Origin of the sequence: Cryobacterium levicorallinum (genome assembly GCF_004402405.1) — a bacterium.
In the GTDB taxonomy this organism is placed as follows: domain Bacteria; phylum Actinomycetota; class Actinomycetes; order Actinomycetales; family Microbacteriaceae; genus Cryobacterium; species Cryobacterium levicorallinum.
On sequence record NZ_SOFE01000004.1, the window covers coordinates 157,066 to 172,598 of the forward strand.

General features: G+C 64.5%; 16 protein-coding genes. 6 read left to right on the forward strand and 10 right to left on the reverse strand.

The genetic code is table 11. The features are described from left to right. Positions 1-82: 82 nt before the first annotated feature. On the reverse strand, positions 83-379 hold the full coding sequence (gene groES / locus E3O11_RS02930; protein WP_092107311.1) for a co-chaperone GroES: 297 nt from the start codon (positions 377-379) through the stop codon (positions 83-85). A gap of 124 nt (positions 380-503) precedes the next feature. On the opposite strand from groES, the gene E3O11_RS02935 reads away from it, so the two are divergent. Beyond that, the gene (locus E3O11_RS02935) at positions 504-1,709 is read left to right on the forward strand and encodes a class I SAM-dependent methyltransferase (RefSeq protein ID WP_092449536.1); all 1,206 of its coding nucleotides are present in this window, start codon (positions 504-506) and stop codon (positions 1,707-1,709) included. On the opposite strand, the gene E3O11_RS02940 is transcribed toward E3O11_RS02935, so the two are convergent. The 6 genes from E3O11_RS02940 to E3O11_RS02965 form a co-directional block, all read right to left on the reverse strand. Then, a complete protein-coding gene (locus E3O11_RS02940) occupies positions 1,706-2,113 on the reverse strand; it encodes a hypothetical protein (protein ID WP_092449534.1) in 408 nt (135 codons plus the stop codon). The genes E3O11_RS02935 and E3O11_RS02940 overlap by 4 nt on opposite strands. Positions 2,114-2,143: 30 nt before the next feature. Further along, on the reverse strand, positions 2,144-2,596 hold the full coding sequence (locus E3O11_RS02945) for a DUF4190 domain-containing protein (protein WP_092449532.1): 453 nt from the start codon (positions 2,594-2,596) through the stop codon (positions 2,144-2,146). An 81-nt stretch (positions 2,597-2,677) separates the two neighbouring features. Further along, entirely contained in the window at positions 2,678-3,763 is a 1,086-nt protein-coding gene (gene tsaD / locus E3O11_RS02950) for a tRNA (adenosine(37)-N6)-threonylcarbamoyltransferase complex transferase subunit TsaD (protein WP_092449781.1), read from the reverse strand. 5 nt (positions 3,764-3,768) lie between these two features. Beyond that, on the reverse strand, positions 3,769-4,290 hold the full coding sequence (rimI, locus tag E3O11_RS02955; RefSeq protein ID WP_092449530.1) for a ribosomal protein S18-alanine N-acetyltransferase: 522 nt from the start codon (positions 4,288-4,290) through the stop codon (positions 3,769-3,771). Further along, positions 4,287-4,922 (reverse strand): tRNA (adenosine(37)-N6)-threonylcarbamoyltransferase complex dimerization subunit type 1 TsaB, encoded by a 636-nt coding sequence (gene tsaB / locus E3O11_RS02960; protein ID WP_092449528.1) that lies wholly within the window; start codon positions 4,920-4,922, stop codon positions 4,287-4,289. Before tsaB ends, rimI begins: the two co-directional genes overlap by 4 nt. A 42-nt stretch (positions 4,923-4,964) precedes the next feature. Beyond that, positions 4,965-5,981, reverse strand: coding sequence for a zinc-binding dehydrogenase (locus E3O11_RS02965; RefSeq protein WP_092449526.1), 1,017 nt, complete (start codon positions 5,979-5,981; stop codon positions 4,965-4,967). Between the two features lie 257 nt (positions 5,982-6,238). On the opposite strand from E3O11_RS02965, the gene dctP reads away from it, so the two are divergent. From dctP to E3O11_RS02990, 5 genes are all read left to right on the forward strand, one after another. Further along, entirely contained in the window at positions 6,239-7,300 is a 1,062-nt protein-coding gene (gene dctP, locus E3O11_RS02970) for a TRAP transporter substrate-binding protein DctP (RefSeq protein ID WP_092449524.1), read from the forward strand. Further along, entirely contained in the window at positions 7,297-7,941 is a 645-nt protein-coding gene (locus E3O11_RS02975; RefSeq protein WP_092449523.1) for a TRAP transporter small permease, read from the forward strand. Before dctP ends, E3O11_RS02975 begins: the two co-directional genes overlap by 4 nt. A 1-nt stretch (position 7,942) precedes the next feature. Beyond that, the gene (locus E3O11_RS02980) at positions 7,943-9,370 is read left to right on the forward strand and encodes a TRAP transporter large permease (RefSeq protein ID WP_092449521.1); all 1,428 of its coding nucleotides are present in this window, start codon (positions 7,943-7,945) and stop codon (positions 9,368-9,370) included. A 13-nt stretch (positions 9,371-9,383) separates the two neighbouring features. Then, a complete protein-coding gene (locus tag E3O11_RS02985) occupies positions 9,384-10,052 on the forward strand; it encodes an HAD-IA family hydrolase (RefSeq protein WP_092449520.1) in 669 nt (222 codons plus the stop codon). A 302-nt stretch (positions 10,053-10,354) separates the two neighbouring features. Continuing rightward, positions 10,355-11,677 carry a short-chain fatty acid transporter gene (locus tag E3O11_RS02990; RefSeq protein WP_092449518.1) on the forward strand — a complete coding sequence of 441 codons (1,323 nt, stop codon included), beginning with the start codon at positions 10,355-10,357 and terminating at the stop codon, positions 11,675-11,677. Between the two features lie 183 nt (positions 11,678-11,860). Here the strand turns inward: E3O11_RS02990 and E3O11_RS02995 are convergent, their stop codons facing one another. The 3 genes from E3O11_RS02995 to E3O11_RS03005 form a co-directional block, all read right to left on the reverse strand. Then, the gene (locus tag E3O11_RS02995; protein WP_092449516.1) at positions 11,861-13,282 is read right to left on the reverse strand and encodes an amidase; all 1,422 of its coding nucleotides are present in this window, start codon (positions 13,280-13,282) and stop codon (positions 11,861-11,863) included. Positions 13,283-13,380: 98 nt separating this feature from the next. After that, on the reverse strand, positions 13,381-14,142 hold the full coding sequence (locus tag E3O11_RS03000) for an enoyl-CoA hydratase/isomerase family protein (protein WP_092449514.1): 762 nt from the start codon (positions 14,140-14,142) through the stop codon (positions 13,381-13,383). Then, entirely contained in the window at positions 14,139-15,359 is a 1,221-nt protein-coding gene (locus E3O11_RS03005) for a CaiB/BaiF CoA transferase family protein (protein ID WP_092449512.1), read from the reverse strand. The genes E3O11_RS03000 and E3O11_RS03005 overlap by 4 nt, the downstream gene beginning before the upstream one ends. Positions 15,360-15,533 lie beyond the last annotated feature (174 nt).

Here is a 15,533-nt window from a genome sequence, read left to right on the forward strand (position 1 = left end):
AACTCCCGAATGGCCAGGCCATCCGGGAGTTTCAGTCTAAAGACCAATTTCAGTCTGAAGGCTAGGTAGTGATGAAACCTACTTAGCGCACGACCACAGCGAGCACGTCGCGAGCGGAGAGGACCAGAAGGTCATCGCCGCCGAACTTGACCTCGGTTCCGCCGTACTTGGAGTAGATGACCTTGTCGCCGACGGCGATGTCGAGGGGAACGCGGTTGCCGTTGTCGTCAATGCGGCCGGGGCCGACTGCAACAACTTCGCCCTCCTGGGGCTTTTCCTTCGCGGTGTCAGGAATGACCAGACCTGATGCGGTGGTCTGCTCTGCGTCGACCTGCTTGATGACGATGCGATCCTCGAGCGGCTTGATGGAGACCGACACGGTTGACCTCTTTCTAAGACTTGGGTTAGCAGACTCACAGCGAGAGTGCCAAGTGAAGTTTAGGGGGGATGCTGGCACTCGCGCAACGTGAGTGCCAGATCGGGCCGTTTGGTACCGTTACAGAATGGATCGAACCGAGCTCGTTGAGCTGCTCTCCCCCGCGAGTTTACGGCTGCTGGATTCCCTGCCGCCCTACGAGGCAAACGGTGATGTGCTGAAGCTCGTGAGCGAGCTGCGCAAGGCCGGGCACGCCCCCGGGCTCGTGTCGGCCGTGTTGAGCCAGTCGCGACTGCGGGCGAAAGCCGTGGCCAAGTTCGGAGAATTTGCCGAGCGGATGCTGTTCACCGAGGCCGGTCTGGAACAGGCGACTCGGTTGCGGGTTGCCGCACTGCACGCCGGGCGATTCGCCGGGCTTGGAGCCGCCCTCGGCCGCGCGCCGCGGGTCGCCGACCTCGGCTGCGGCATCGGCGGCGACGCGATGGCCCTCGCCGCGATGGATCTACCGGTCGTGGCCGTCGACGCCGACGAGGTCACGGCCACGGTTGCGAGCTACAACCTGGCCCCGTTCCCCAATGCCTCCGCGTTGCAGGCCGACGCCGAGACGGTTGATCTGACCGATTTCGACGCGGTCTGGCTCGATCCAGCCCGGCGCACGGGCGGACACAGCAACACCAAGCGACTCACCCGCTCCGAAGATTACTCCCCCTCCCTCGACTTCGCCTACCTGCTGGCAACGACGCTGCCGCTCGGCATGAAGCTCGGTCCCGGCCATGATCGCGACCAGATTCCGGTCGACGCGGAGGCCCAGTGGGTGTCGGTGGATGGCCAGCTGGTGGAGATGGGACTGTGGTTCGGCGCTCTCGCCCGCCCGGGCATCCGTCGATCGGCGTTGCTGCTGACCCGGGATGGCGTGCAGGAGCTGAGCAACGATGCCGACAGCGAAGACGAGCCGGTCGGCGAACTCGGTCACTACGTCTACGAACCCGACGGCGCGGTCATTCGGGCGCGACTGATCGGCGATCTGGCCCGCTCGATGAAGGCCAGCATGCTGAGCGAGGGAATCGCCTACCTGACCAACGACACGCTGACGCCGACGCCGTTCGCAACCGCCTTTCGGGTGCTCGAAACGCTGTCGTTCGACGAGAAGAAGCTGCGGCTCGCGCTGCTCGAGCGCCGCATCGGAACGCTTGAGATCAAGAAGCGCGGCGTCGACGTTGATCCCGCGACGCTGCGCACCCGGTTGAAGCTCAAGGGGCCGGAAGTCGCGACGCTGATCTTGACCCGGGTGGCCGGACATCGGGTCGCGCTGCTCGTGGAGCGCGTGCGCTAACGGTCGGCCTCCAGCAGGGGCAGCACGGTCTGGCTGATGTAGACGAACCAGCCAGCCGCGAGCAGAATCCCGACGATGCCGCTCGCCAGGCCGCTGCTCCAGAGGGCACGCGCCCGATGCTCGGTGGTGCGCGCAATCAAGGCGAGGACGATCGCAACGAGCGCGACCGGCAGGCCGAACACTCCGAGTACGCCGAGCGCGAGCCCGATGAACCCGCAGACGACGGAGGCGACCGAGAGTCGGCGACGGCCGGTGATGCGCCGCACCTCCGCCTCGGTGTACGTGTACGGCACGAACTCGGTGGGCGCAGTGACGGTCGATTCCCAGCTGAGCTGGCCGCCCGGGGGCGCGGGGTCACGGGTGTAATCCCGATGCGTGTCGGAATCCTGGTGCGGTGTACTCATTGCTGTCCTCGTGCTGCGAACCGGGTGGGGTTAGTAGGGCTCGCTCACACCACTGTTGGCGATTCCGACGAGCAGCCCGATGGAACCAATGAGCACCAAAATTCCCACGACGAACCCGAGGTAGCCGACAATCAGACCACCGAGGGCGAGGCCGTAGCCCTTTTCGCCGGTCTTCTTGATCTGGCTCAGGGCGATGTGGCCGGTGATGATGCCCACGATCGAGATCGCGAGGATCGACGTGACGAGGGAGATGATCGACAGAACGTTGTACTTGTCCTGCGGGTTCTGCTGGCCATACGGGTTCTGACCGGTCGCGGGATTCTGGCCATACGCGGGAGCCTGGCCGTAAGCGGGGGGCTGCGTACCCGCCGCCGGATAGCTTGGATAGGCGGGCGCGGCGGGGGGCACGCTGGCACCGGCCGGATTCGAGTTCGTCGGGCCGCTGTTCGTCGGTTCGACGGGGGGCTGGGTGGGATCAGACATCTGCGGTCTCCTTCATAATTTCGTTCGGTGCTCGCCCTGCCAGATTATCCCGTTAGCGGGTACCCGGCGACTGGGCGTTACTCAAACCTGGATCTGCCCGACCGGCAGGGTGGAATCGGCGCCGAATTCGAGGGTCGAGGGCTCATGCCCGGCCATGATGAGTTGCGCGCCGAGGGCGGCGATCATGGCGCCGTTGTCGGTGCAGAGCGAGAGCGGCGGGATGCGCAGGACAACGCCGGCAGCATCCGTTCTCTCGGTGGCGACCTGGCGCAGTCGAGCGTTGGCGATGACGCCGCCGCCGAGCAGCAGCCGCGGCACGTCGTGGTCGGCGCACGCAGCGAGAGCTTTGGTGAGCAGAATGTCGACCACCGCCTCGCGAAAGCTCGCCGCGACGTCGGCTGTCGGCACGGGCTCGCCGGCGTCCTGGCGCTGTTCGACGAAGCGGGCGACCGAGGTCTTGAGGCCAGAGAAGGAGAAGTCGTAGCGGTGCGCGGCCATGTCCTTGGGCTGGCTGAGTCCGCGCGGAAAGCGGATGGCCTTCGGGTTGCCGAGGACTGCGACCCGGTCGATCTGCGGCCCGCCGGGGTAGGGCAGCGAGAGCAGCCGGGCGACCTTGTCGAAGGCCTCCCCGGCGGCGTCGTCGATGGTCTCACCGAGCAGCTCGACGTCGCTGACCAGGTCACGCACAAGCAGCAGCGAGGTGTGCCCGCCCGACACGAGCAGCGCGATCGTCGGGTACTCGAGTGGCTCGGTGTCGTTGGTATTGGAAGCGCCGCGCAGCAGGTCGGCGCCGACGTGGCCGACCAGGTGGTTGACCGCGTAAATCGGTTTGTCGAGAGCGACGGCGAGCGCCTTGGCGGCGCCGACCCCGACCATGAGAGCTCCGGAGAGCCCCGGACCGCAGGTGACGGCGATGGCATCGAGATCACTCAAGCGAATGCCGGCCTCGGCGACGGCCGCGTCAATGGCCGGCACGAGCTCATCGAGGTGGGCTCGCGCGGCAATTTCGGGCACGACGCCGCCGTAGCGGGCGTGTTCGTCCATCGAGCTCGCGATGGTGTTGGAGAGCAGGGTGGTTCCGCGCACGATGCCGATGCCGGTCTCGTCGCAGGAGGTTTCGATTCCGAGTACGAGCGGTTCTGATCGATTCAGGGCGGTGCGGTTCATGGTCGTCACGGATTCTCCGCGGAGGTGGGCACGGCTGATTCTGGGGCGGTGAGCATAGATTCCAATTCTGGAATATTCAGGCGCATGACGATGGCGTCGACGTTGTCGGGCTGGTAGTAGCCGCGGCGCACGCCGACCTCCACGAATCCGAGCCGATCGTAGAGACGCTGGGCGCTGGGGTTGTCGGCGCGCACTTCGAGAAACACCAGCCGGGCGCCGCGTTTGCGGGCCTCGGAGATGAGGGCCTGCATCAAGGTGCGTCCGAGGCCGTGGCCGCGGGCCGAGTCGGCGACGGCGATGGTCTGAATGTCGCCCTCGCTGGCTCCCTGCGGGGCGAGCAGTCCGGCGTAAGCCTCGATATTATCCGGGTCGTCCGGGGGAAAAGCAACAAGGTAATAGCAGGCGGGGTCGCCGAGATCCCGGGCCATCATCGGCTGTGACCAGGCATCGTTTTCAAAGATACTGGTTTCGAGGTGCATGATCGCCGCGAGGTCTGCCTCGTACGCACGGCGCAGCTGCCACGTCATCGGCTGACCCGCTTGGGTCCATTCGAGAGCGTGACGTCGGGTGAGCGCAGGTACAGCGGCTCGTTCGCGGCGAACGGGCGCCGATGGGCATAGTTGAGTTCGGCGACCAGACCGAGTTCCCCGGCCGACACCGTGGCGGCGTCGAGGCGCGGCCAGAGCGCGTGCTGCCAGGCGGGCTCGTCGAGTTCGGCCGGTTTGGCGAGTCCGGGTGGGCCGACGCGCACGGGCAGGCCGACGGCATCCGCTTCGCTGTAAGCACTCCAGTAGATTTCGCGGCGGCGAGCGTCGGTGACGACGACGAGCGGGCCGGTGTGGCCGCGACGGTAGTGGCCGTAGGCGATGGCGTCGTGGCTGATCACCGGCACGAGCGGCTTGCCGGCGCCGAGGGCGAACACGCGCGCCGAGGCGATGCCGACGCGCAGGCCGGTGAAGGGGCCCGGGCCCATGCCGCCGACCACGCCGGAGAGATCCGCCGGGGTGATCTTCGCGTCAAGGAGGCAGTCGAGAATGAACGGGCCGACGATTTCGGCATGGCGCATGGTGTCAGCCTCGCCGCGTTCGGCGATTATCCCGCGGTCAAGGTCGACCACGGCGACACTCGTGCCGGCAGAGGTATCGATGGCAAGTAGCACCCGCTCAGCCTAGCTTTGATGCGGCAGGCGCTGCGCGCGCGATCAGGTCAGCGGAGTCCCACAGGGCGCGTACCCCTGCTCGCCGACGGCGAGCACAATCTTGCCCAGGGAGGAGTTGGCGCGCATGAGCGTCTGGGCGGCATCGGCCTCGGTCCACGGCATGATCCGGTCAACGAGCGGCCGCAATTCCGGTGCATCGAGATCGACTTCCGCGCGCAGGGCGGCGACGAGAACAGCCTTGTCGCTGGTCGAACGGGTGCGAAAGGTGACACCGACGAGGGCAAGCCGTTTATAGGCGAGAGCCTCCAGATCGAGGACTCCTTCGGACCCGCCGAGGCGGCCCACACCGATCAGGCGACCGGCGATGGCTGCTGAGCGGATGTTCTCGGCCAAATACGGTCCGCCGACGTGGTCGACGATGACGTCGGCGCCTTGGCCGTCGGTGAGCGCCAGAACCTCGTCGGAGAACCCCGTCTCCCCCACCACAATGACATGGTCAGCGCCGACCGAGCGGATGAGCGGCGTGGTGTCAGTGTTGCGGGTCGTGCCGATTACGAGCCCGGCACCCAGGAATTTGGCCAGCTGCACACACTGCAGCCCCACTGATGAAGCGGCGGCGTGCACCAACACGATATCGCCGGGCTGCAGTCGGCCATGGGTGCGCAGGGCGTTGTGTTCGGTCATGAGGCCGAGAACGGCGGCGGCACCTTCCGCGTAACTCCACGCCTGCGGAATCGGAATGGCCAGGCGCGCGTCGACCACGATTTGCTCGCTCAGGCCGCCACCGACCAGGGTCATCACGCGATCGCCCACGAGAAGGTCAGTGACGTCCGAGCCCACCTCGATCACCTCGCCAGCGGCATCCAGCCCAACCACGGGCGGAGCACTTCCCGGCACAACCGGCTCATGGGTGCCGGCGCGCTGGGCCAGATCCGCGCGATTGACGGATGCCGCGTGCACGGCAATGCGCACTTCCGTCGGTCCCGGTACCGGAACGGATCGTTCACCCAAAACCAGCTGCGGTCCGGCGCTGCCTTGCTCGATCAGAATTGCTTGCATCAGTGGAAGTTTCCTTTCGTCGCCAGCGGGTCGGGCCTGCTCAGGCCCACCCGCTCGTTTCGTTTGATTATGGCTCAGGCACGTCTGGACAGGAATTCGCCCCAGCGCTTGGGGTGCTGCCCAAGTTTGTTTGACTTAGCACCACTCCGTGGGTAAGACTAAGTGGACTAGTCAGTTATTCACTTTCATTCCGCGGCGTTGCGGACACCAGAGTCATCGTGCTCCGGAGTCTGAACGCCAGACTCAGGAGATCAGCAATGAAGATTCGACGTTCGCGCAAAATTGGTCTATTCGCCGCTGCCATGCTTCCTGTGATCGCATTGACCGCGTGTTCAGCCGCCGACGACGGCGCCACTGCATCGGGCGAGTGCGGCGAGGTGAATCTGCGCCTGTCCCACCAGTGGCCGGATGCTTCGGGAGAAGACGGCGATTTCCGTTCGCTCCTCGCGGCAAACTTTGCGACCGACGTCGAGGCAGCGACGGACGGCCAGGTCAAGATTGAGATCTTCCCGAACAGCTCACTGTCGAAGGCAACCGAGCAGTACGACGCCATGGCTCAGGGCGCCATTGACATGTCGGTCTTTCCGCTCGACTACGCATCGGGCCGCGTTCCCGAATTCAGCGTCACCCTGATGCCGGCCCTCGTGCGCAGCCACGCGCAGGCTCAGGCCTGGCAGACCTCGCCCATCGGCGACAAGCTCGTCGAAACGATGGAAAAGAACGGCGCCAAGCCGTTGGTCTGGGTCTGGAACGCCGGCGGGATCGGAACCAAGGGAGACGCCGTGCAGACACCGGATGACGTGACCCCGGGCATGACCATGCGGGCCGCCGGCGGCTACGTCGAGCACATGCTCACCGATGCCGGTGCCGGCATCACGAGCCTCCCGTCGAGCGAGATCTACACGGCCATGCAGACCGGCGTACTGGACGCCGCCGTCACCTCGGCCGGTTCATTCGCCTCGTACAACTTGCAGGAACAGCTCTCGTCCTACACCTCGCCGACCGATAACACGTTCTGGTTCATGTTCGAGCCTTTGATCATCAGCACCGAGTCCTTTGACAAGCTGTGCACCGACCAGCAGGACGCCCTGGTCGAGGTCGGCGAAAGCCTGCAGGACTTCGCCTACGAGGCATCCGAAGCGGATGACGCCAAGGTCGACAAGCTCTTCGCTGAAGCCGGCGTCGACGTCGTACAAATGGACGATGCCGCCTTCGCCGAGTGGGAAGAGCTCGCGCAGCAGCAGTGGACCGACTTCGCCGCCGACGTTGACGGCGGCGACGAGCTGCTCGAACTCGCCAAGAGTGTCGACTTCGAGTGACGAACGCACAAGCCGCTCGCTGGAAGTACACCCTAGAATTTCGCTGGGCCAACGCAACCTCGAAGATCACCGGTTATCTGAGCGGTTTGGCGCTGCTCGCGGCAACGTTCACGATGATGCACGGCGTGGCCTCCCGCTACTTCTTCGGTCATCCCACGATCTGGCAAACCGAGTTCAGCATCTACCTGCTCATGTTCGTCACCTTCGTTGGGGCAGCTTACGGATTGCGCCACCACGCCCATGTGGGCGTTGACCTGCTGGTGCAGAGCGCCCCGCCACGCGTGCAGCTCATCTTGCGTCTGGTGTCGTCCGTGCTGTCCCTGCTCGTCATCATCGTCGTGGCGTACACCGCGACCGCTATGTGGTGGGAAGCCACCGAGGGCGGGTGGACGAGTTCCACCGCCTGGCGGGCTCCACTTTCGCTGGTCTACGCGATCCTGCCGCTCGGCATGCTGCTGATCGCCTGCCAGTACATCGCCTTCATCATTGAGGGCGTGCAGGGTCTGCTCGGCACGGTGAGCCTCGACCGGGTCGAGCTGCTGAGTCAGTTCAACCCCGAACTCGCCGACCTGCAGGCCGCAGCCGTCGACGAATCATCCCCCTCGCCGATCACGGCACCATCACTCACCGGGAGGTCCTGAAATGGAACCGTTGCTGCAGGGCGCCATTATCGCCGCCATCGCACTGGCTGCATTTCTGCTGGGTATGCCCATCGCATTCGCGCTGGGGTTCACCTCCATCGTGTCGATCTGGCTGTTCCTCGGGCCGAGCCAGGTTGATCTGTTCGGCAAGTTCGTCTTCGATTCGACCAACGACTTCGGGCTGCTGGCCATTCCGTTGTTCGTACTCATGGGCAACGTGTTCGGCGGGTCAACGGTCAGTAAACACCTGTTCGAGGCCGGTGAAGCCTGGTTGTCCCGCGTGCGCGGTGGGCTGGCCATGAGCAGCATCGTGGCCTCTGCGGTATTTGCGGCCATCTCCGGATCCAGCTCGGCCACCGCAGCGGCGATCGGCGGCGTTGCCGTTCCCGAGATGGAGAAGCGCGGCTACTCCCAGCGAGTCGCGGCCGGAGCAGTCGCCGCCGGCGGCACCCTCGGCATCCTCATTCCGCCGAGCGTCACCCTGATCCTCTACGGCATCGCCTCCGAGGAGTCCATCGGCCAGCTGTTCGCCGCCGGTGTCATACCTGGCATCATCATCACGGTCATGTTCTGCGTCTGGATTTACATCGCGACCGGAATCGACCAGCGCCGAGCCACCCGCATCGTCGAGCGCGAATTTGCGGTCGCGGCAGCGAGCGAAGCGGCGGCCGGCCGAACGATGACGCGAGAGGCGGAACCGAGCGGCACCGCAACATCCGTTCTGACCCGCCAGAGTGGGGATATCGTTGCCCCGACGTACAGCTGGCCGACCAAGTGGACCGCGCTGGTGAAGGTGCTGCCGTTTGTGTTCCTGATTGTGGCTGTGCTCGGCACGCTCTATGCGGGCGTCGCGACGCCGAGCGAGGCGGCAGCCGTTGGCGTCGTGCTGGTGTTGCTGCTCGTGGGCGTGGCCTATCGCGGCTTGAAGGGTAAGCAGTTTCTCAAGATTCTGCTCGACACGACCAACCAGAGCACGATGATTCTCATGATCACGGCCTTTTCCGGCGTGATCGCCCTGGTACTGAGCTTTCTGCGCGTGCCCCAGGAACTGGCCAGCATCGTCACCGAGCTGGACGTGAACAAATGGGTCGTCATGATCGTGATCAACCTCGTGCTGTTGGTGATGGGATTGTTCCTGCCGCCGGTGTCGATCGTCGTCATGGTCACCCCAATTCTGTATCCCCTGATCATGGGGCTCGGATTCGACCCGATCTGGTTCGGCATCATCATGACCATCAACATGGAGGTCGGCCTCATCACGCCGCCGGTCGGGCTGAACCTGTACGTGCTCAAGGGCATCCTGCCGCACATCGCGCTCAAGGACATCATCATGGGTTCTCTGCCCTACGTCGGTGTGCTCGGGCTGGCGATTGCGCTGTTCTCGTTCTTCCCGTCGCTGATCACCTGGCTGCCGGACCTTCTCTATTAGAACGGATGCTGTCATGACCGAAAACACCGTCGTCACCTTCGACCTGTTCAGTGCTCTTCTAGACTCGCGGGCCGGTGGTGCGGCGGTGTTTGGGCACCTGGCTGAGGCCGCGGGGTGGTCCCCTAGCGGCACCGAGATCTACGACACCTGGGATGCGCTCAACAAAACCGCCCAGCGGGATTGCCGGGACTGGGTACCCTACGTCGATCTCGCCGCGAGCGCCCTGGCCCGATGCTACGAGCGGCTCGGAATCGTCGGACGCCCGGAGCACGACTGGTCGGTGGTGCTCGAGTCGATGTCCGACTGGCCGCTGTGGCCAGACGTTGCGGAGGTCCTGCCCCAACTGGCGACGCGGTATCGCATCGGCGTGCTGTCCAACGTCGACACGGCCGTGTTCGCCCGCACCCGGGCGGCGCGGTTTTTCGAGGCCGAGCACGTTTTCACGTCGGAACGACTGGGCGTGTACAAACCCAATCCGGCCATCTATGACCGAGCTCAGCAGGCGTGTTCTGCCCTCGTGCATGTTGCCAGCTCGGCACGCGATGTGCGCGGTGCCCTCGAATCGGGGATCCCAGTGATCCGGCTGCGCCGCGACGGCCATCAGCTCGACCCTGCCGGCCCGACTCCGAGCCGGGAGGCTGCGAGTATGGCCGACCTTCAGACCTTGCTGGCCGATTTCTAGCCGCAACGACGTCGTACCCAACGAGTTCCATTGACTTGTGTGCGGAATCTGCGTAAGACTTACTGGACTGGTGAGTTGTTCACCAGGTAACCGTAGCGCTGCGGACAACTGAGTGATCAGTGCTCCTGAGCCGCCGCGCTCGACCCAAGGAGAGCACCCATGGCCATTCAAGGCTCACGACAAATACGTCCGCAAACGGCGGCGACCCTGCCCGCGGTCTGCGTTGTCGAGATCGAGGGGATCTAGACGTGGCCATAGCACCTCCCGATTCGAAGCCGAAATCGTCGGGGCTCTCGGCCCTGATGCGGCCGGTCAACTTGGTCGTGGAAAGATACATTCCGAGTGCGCTGGCGTTCGCCATCACGCTGACCTTCGTGGTGGCTATTCTTGCCTTGATCCTGACCGATGCCGGGCCGGTAGAGGTCATCAACGGGTGGGGTGATGGTCTTTCCGGCCTGCTGGCGTTCATGACGCAGATGGCGCTCATTCTCCTGCTCGGCCACACCCTGGCCAACACCGGGCCTGTGCGCAAGGCACTGGCCAGGCTCGGCGGCCTTCCGAAGACCGTTATTCAGGCCTACCTGTTTGTTTTTGTTATCGCCGCCGTTGCGTCGCTCATCTCCTGGGGGCTTGGCCTGGTGGTTGGCGTTTTGGTGGCTAAGGAAGTTGCCGAACAAGGACGGCAAAAGGGACTGAACCTGCACTTCCCCTTGCTGGTGGCCGCTGGCTATTCCGGATACGTCATCTGGCACATGGGCTATTCGGGTTCCGGTACGCTCACGGCGGCCACCGAAGGTTCGTTCATCGCCGAGCAACTGGGCCGCACCATTCCGATCAGTGAGACCATTTTTTCGTGGTGGAACATGACTGCTGCGGTCGTCACAATCCTCGTCGTGGCCCTCGCACTGGCCTTGGTCGCGCCGCGCCGTGGCGACAAGGTCATCGAATTGGGCTTCGATGCCCGGAACACCGACACAATCGACGATGAAGTCGTGACCCCGGCCGATCGCATCGACGCCAGCCGCATCCTCACTCTGCTGGTTGGCCTTGCCCTAACCGCATACATAGTCATCCACTATGTGCAGGGCGGTACGGCAGGCCTTGATATCGTCAATTGGACCTTCCTGGCGCTGATTTTCTTGCTCGTGCGTAATCCGTTTGAGCTGATTACGTTGGTCAAAAACGCGGCGTCCAATGTCGGTGAGATCCTGCTTCAATTCCCGCTGTACGCCGGAATTATGGGGATTCTGGCCACGACCGGGCTGATCACCGTCTTCTCAGACTTCGTCGTCAGCGTCGCCACGCCCGCCACGTTTGGCGTACTGGCGTTTCTCTCTGCCGGAGTTGTCAACTTCTTTGTGCCATCCGGCGGCGGTCAGTTTGCCGTGCAGGGGCCGATCATGCTCGACGCTGCGCAACGCCTGGGCGTCGACCCCTCGGTGGCTATCATGGCAATCGCCTACGGCGACCAGTGGACGAACATGATTCAGCCGTTCTGGGCGCTGCCCGTACTGGCCATTGCGGCCTTGAAGATGCGCGATATCCTCGGCTACACCATGGTCACCCTGATCGCCTCCGGACTCGTGTTCGGAGTAACGATGCTGCTGGTCGGCTCCGGAGCCTAATCCGAAGTTTCGAGCCTGTTGAGCTCCTCTCCCCCGGTCGCCGCGTGGGACAGGGGCTCAACAGTTCAGTCTGACCGCAAGGGCGACATAGAAATGCCCCGAGCCGGCGACCGGCACGGGGCACCTCTGCACGTGAGCTCTGGCTAGCGCACCTGCCGGCGAGCACATCCCGCGTGGTATCAGTTACGAGGTCAACGGGGCCGGTGCCTGCCGGGCGAACCCGGTTGCTTGCTCGAAGGCGTAGCCGACCTGCAGCAGTTCGAAATCCTCGCCGTGGTTCATTACCATCTGCATACCGACCGGCAGCCCGGAGTCACTGAACCCGGCCGGTACCGATAACGCTGGCAGCCCGGTCGCTGAAATCAGACAGGCCGAACGCATCCAGTCCAGGTAGGTCTCAAGCTCTGAGCCGTCGATCACGGTCGGAAACCGCAAGGATGCGTCAAAGGGAAGAACCTGCGTGCTCGGGCTGACGAACACGTCGTACCGGTCAAAAAAATCCTGCACGTGCATCTCTAACCGGGTGCGGGCCAGAGTCGTCTCGACCCAATCCCGGCTGGTGAGCGCCCAGCCTTTCTCTACGTTCCACCGCACTTCCGGCTTCACGATGGCGCCGTGTTCCCGCACAACGTCGCCGAGTTTCAGGGCGTATTCCATTGCGCGTACATTCGCAAAGACCATATCGGCCTCGCGCAAATCTGGCGCGGCCTGCTCAACCCGTGCACCTAGTTGTTCAAAAACGCCCAGCTGTTTCTCGAGCGTGCGGCGCACTTCCGGTTCAACCGGCACTCCGATGCCGAAGTCCGGAGAATAGCCGATACGGAGGCCGGTCAGGTCCCGCTCCAGCGGTTCGGTAAACCGGGCTGGCGGTACCGGGTTGGTGATCGGGCTGCGCGGATGAGCGCCGCCGATCACGGACATCATGAGGGCGATGTCGGATATTTCGCGGGCCATCGGGCCAACGCGGCCCAGCCACGTGAAAACGTCGGGCGAAGGCAGCATAGGAACGATTCCGGCGGAGGGCCGAAAACCAGCAATGTTGCAGAACGACGCGGGAATCCGAAGCGAGCCTCCCATATCACTGCCGTCGCCGAATGCTTGAATTCGCGCGGCGATCGCCGCTGCCGCACCGCCGCTGCTGCCGCCGGCGCTGAGGCTGGTGGCATACGGGTTAGTCGTCGTGCCGAACACCTCATTGAAGGTGTGTGATCCGGCCGCGAATTCGGGCACATTCGACTTGCCGGTCGTGACGACACCGGCGCTCTTCAGTCGTTGGACAATGAGATCGTCAAAGTCGGGGACGTTGTCCTGGAAGACAGGCGAACCGTGGGTCGTGCGCAGCCCCTTGGTGTTGTGCGTGTCCTTATGGGTCATCGGAATACCATGCAGCGGCGGAAGGTCGACCCCCGACACGGTGAGTTCGTCCGCTGCGGTGGCCGCTGCGAGCGCGGCTTCGCGGTCAAGGGTCACGATGGCGTTGATCGCTGGGTTGACCGCATCAATTTGCGCCAGGTGCGCGTCGAGGGCTTCGCGGGCGGAGATTTTCCGGCCGTGGATTGCCGACGCTAGGCTCCGTGCGGACAGATTGTTGATTTCATTGTCCATGGATGGTCTCCTTGAGTTTGGCCTGGTGGCTGAGGTGCAATCATGACGCAGGTGCCCGCGGCTGCGTCGGCCGAGCCGAGAGCTCGACCCGGCCGGGGTCAGGCGGTGTGGTGCAGGAAGGAACTCACCCGTCGGCTGAATTCCTGTGGGTCGGAGGCGAGTCCCATCGGCGCCTGCCGGGCCGGCTGCGCCAGTGGACGAAGCCCGAGGTCAACGGCAGCCTTGGCAGCGCGCAGCGATGCGGCCGAAACAGTGCTCCAACTGTCTAGCAACGCGGCGAGCTCGGTATCGATCTCATCCTCGGGAACGAGGGTCGTGACCAGGCCGATCCGCTCAGCCCGCTCAGCGGACAGCAGGTGAGTGCCGAAGAGCAGCGCCTTCGCGTGCGACGGCCCTACTCGCAGCGACAACCGGTTCGCGAACGAAGCCGGTGCCAAAATGCCCAGCCGGGCGATCGGCATGCCCAGGCGAGCCGTGCTGCTGACCAGCTGCAGATCGCAGGACAGCGCCAACTGGCATCCGCCACCGGTCGCCACACCCTCCACGACGGCGACCGTGGGCACCGGCAAATTCTCCACTGCCTGCAGGGCGCCCTCAATCGCGGCAAAACTCTGGCTGACGTCGGCGGCGGACGCGCTCTCCCACTCCCGCAGGTCGTTGCCGGCGCAGAACACGGGCCCGGTACCGCGCACGACCACCGCACGCAATTCTGGGCGCTCGGAGAGTGACTGTGCCGCCGCTTCAAGCTCCCGCCAACCATCGATGCCGAGGGCGTTGAAGCGCGCGCCGGAGCCGATCCTGAGCGTGGCAACCGTGCCGTTCTCGGTCAGTGTCAAAATGTCTTCGCGTGTGCTGGTCATGCCACCGCACCAATCTCTCGGAAGGACTCAATGTTTTCGGCGCTGAACCCGGCTTCGAGCAAGATGTCATCGGTATGCTGACCGAGCAGCGGCGGCGCCGTGCGCACAGCGACCGGCGTGCGGGTCAGCCGAATCGGACAGTTTATCTGCGCCAGGGTACCGATAGACGGATGCTCCACCTCGGTCACCATGCCCCGCGCGACCACCTGCGGATCGACGAGGGCCTCATCGACCGATTGAATCGGCCCGACCGGCACGCCCGCCAGATCGAGAATACGCACCCAGTCCGCGGTGGTTCGCACCAGTAGCAGCGGTTCCAAGGCAGCAATGAGCGCGTCGCGATGCTGCACCCGCAGGGGGTTGTTTGAGAAGCGTGCGTCGTCGGCGAGCTCGGGGCGTTCCAGCGCCGCCGTGAACCTGGTCCAAAGGCGGTCATTGCCGACGGCAATCATGACGAAACCGTCGGCCGAGGCGAAGGCCTGGTAGGGGGCAATGGTGGGATGGGCCGAGCCGTACCGGCGCGGAACATCGCCGCTGGCAAAATAGCCGCCGGCCACATAGGTCAGCCACGCGACGGAACCATCGAGCAGGCTGATATCGACCCACTGTCCCTGCCCGGTGCGGGTTTTTTCGTGCAGTGCGGCCAGAATGCCGATGGTTGCCCACATCCCGGCGACGAGGTCGGCGCTGCTGACCCCGACCCGCACGGGCGGGCCATCCGTTTCACCGGTCACGCTCATGATGCCGCTGCGCGCCTGCGCGATCGCGTCGTAGCCGGCGCGGTGGGCGTCGGGCCCGGTCTGCCCGTAGCCGCTGATCGAGGCATAGATGAGGCCGGGGTTGTCGACGACCAGATCGTCGTAGCCGACACCCAGTCGGCTGGCTGTACCCGGGCGAAAGTTTTCGACGACGATGTCGGCGGTACGGGCCAGCGCGCGGACTGCGGCGAGGCCCTCCGGGGTTTTCAAGTCGACCGCCAGACTGCGCTTGTTGCGGTTGATCGAGAGAAAATAGGCGGCTTCGCCGGCCTGGGACGGCGGTCCCCACTGACGCGTGTCATCGCCCGTTCCGGGCTGCTCGATCTTGATGACGTCGGCTCCGAGGTCGCCGAGCGTCATGGTGGCGAATGGGCCGGATAGAATGCGGGTGAGGTCGAGGACGACGAGTCCATCGAGAGCTGAGCCGCTGGCGGTGTCGGGCGCGTGGCGTTTCTGCATGACTTCCTTCATGATCTGGCGTCGAGACCTAGAGTTCGCGGCGCCGCGGGAAGGTGAATAACTCACCAGTCCACTTAGTCTGTCGCAGGCAGAGGTCTCGCGTCAAGGGAAAGCGGCACACTGGACAGTCCACTGGCGCAATAGGTGACTTAGCGCCTGATCCGGTAAGATATT

What these genes read in the sequence shown, in the direction of transcription:
- E3O11_RS02935 (WP_092449536.1), top strand. Translation starts at nt 504, where the DNA reads ATGGATCGAACCGAGCTCGTTGAGCTGCTCTCCCCCGCGAGTTTACGG.
- E3O11_RS02940 (WP_092449534.1), bottom strand. Translation starts at nt 2,113, where the DNA reads ATGAGTACACCGCACCAGGATTCCGACACGCATCGGGATTACACCCGT.
- E3O11_RS02945 (WP_092449532.1), bottom strand. Translation starts at nt 2,596, where the DNA reads ATGTCTGATCCCACCCAGCCCCCCGTCGAACCGACGAACAGCGGCCCG.
- tsaD (WP_092449781.1), bottom strand. Translation starts at nt 3,763, where the DNA reads ATGAACCGCACCGCCCTGAATCGATCAGAACCGCTCGTACTCGGAATC.
- rimI (WP_092449530.1), bottom strand. Translation starts at nt 4,290, where the DNA reads ATGACGTGGCAGCTGCGCCGTGCGTACGAGGCAGACCTCGCGGCGATC.
- E3O11_RS02965 (WP_092449526.1), bottom strand. Translation starts at nt 5,981, where the DNA reads ATGCAAGCAATTCTGATCGAGCAAGGCAGCGCCGGACCGCAGCTGGTT.
- dctP (WP_092449524.1), top strand. Translation starts at nt 6,239, where the DNA reads ATGAAGATTCGACGTTCGCGCAAAATTGGTCTATTCGCCGCTGCCATG.
- E3O11_RS02980 (WP_092449521.1), top strand. Translation starts at nt 7,943, where the DNA reads ATGGAACCGTTGCTGCAGGGCGCCATTATCGCCGCCATCGCACTGGCT.
- E3O11_RS02985 (WP_092449520.1), top strand. Translation starts at nt 9,384, where the DNA reads ATGACCGAAAACACCGTCGTCACCTTCGACCTGTTCAGTGCTCTTCTA.
- E3O11_RS02990 (WP_092449518.1), top strand. Translation starts at nt 10,355, where the DNA reads ATGCGGCCGGTCAACTTGGTCGTGGAAAGATACATTCCGAGTGCGCTG.
- E3O11_RS02995 (WP_092449516.1), bottom strand. Translation starts at nt 13,282, where the DNA reads ATGGACAATGAAATCAACAATCTGTCCGCACGGAGCCTAGCGTCGGCA.
- E3O11_RS03000 (WP_092449514.1), bottom strand. Translation starts at nt 14,142, where the DNA reads ATGACCAGCACACGCGAAGACATTTTGACACTGACCGAGAACGGCACG.
- E3O11_RS03005 (WP_092449512.1), bottom strand. Translation starts at nt 15,359, where the DNA reads ATGCAGAAACGCCACGCGCCCGACACCGCCAGCGGCTCAGCTCTCGAT.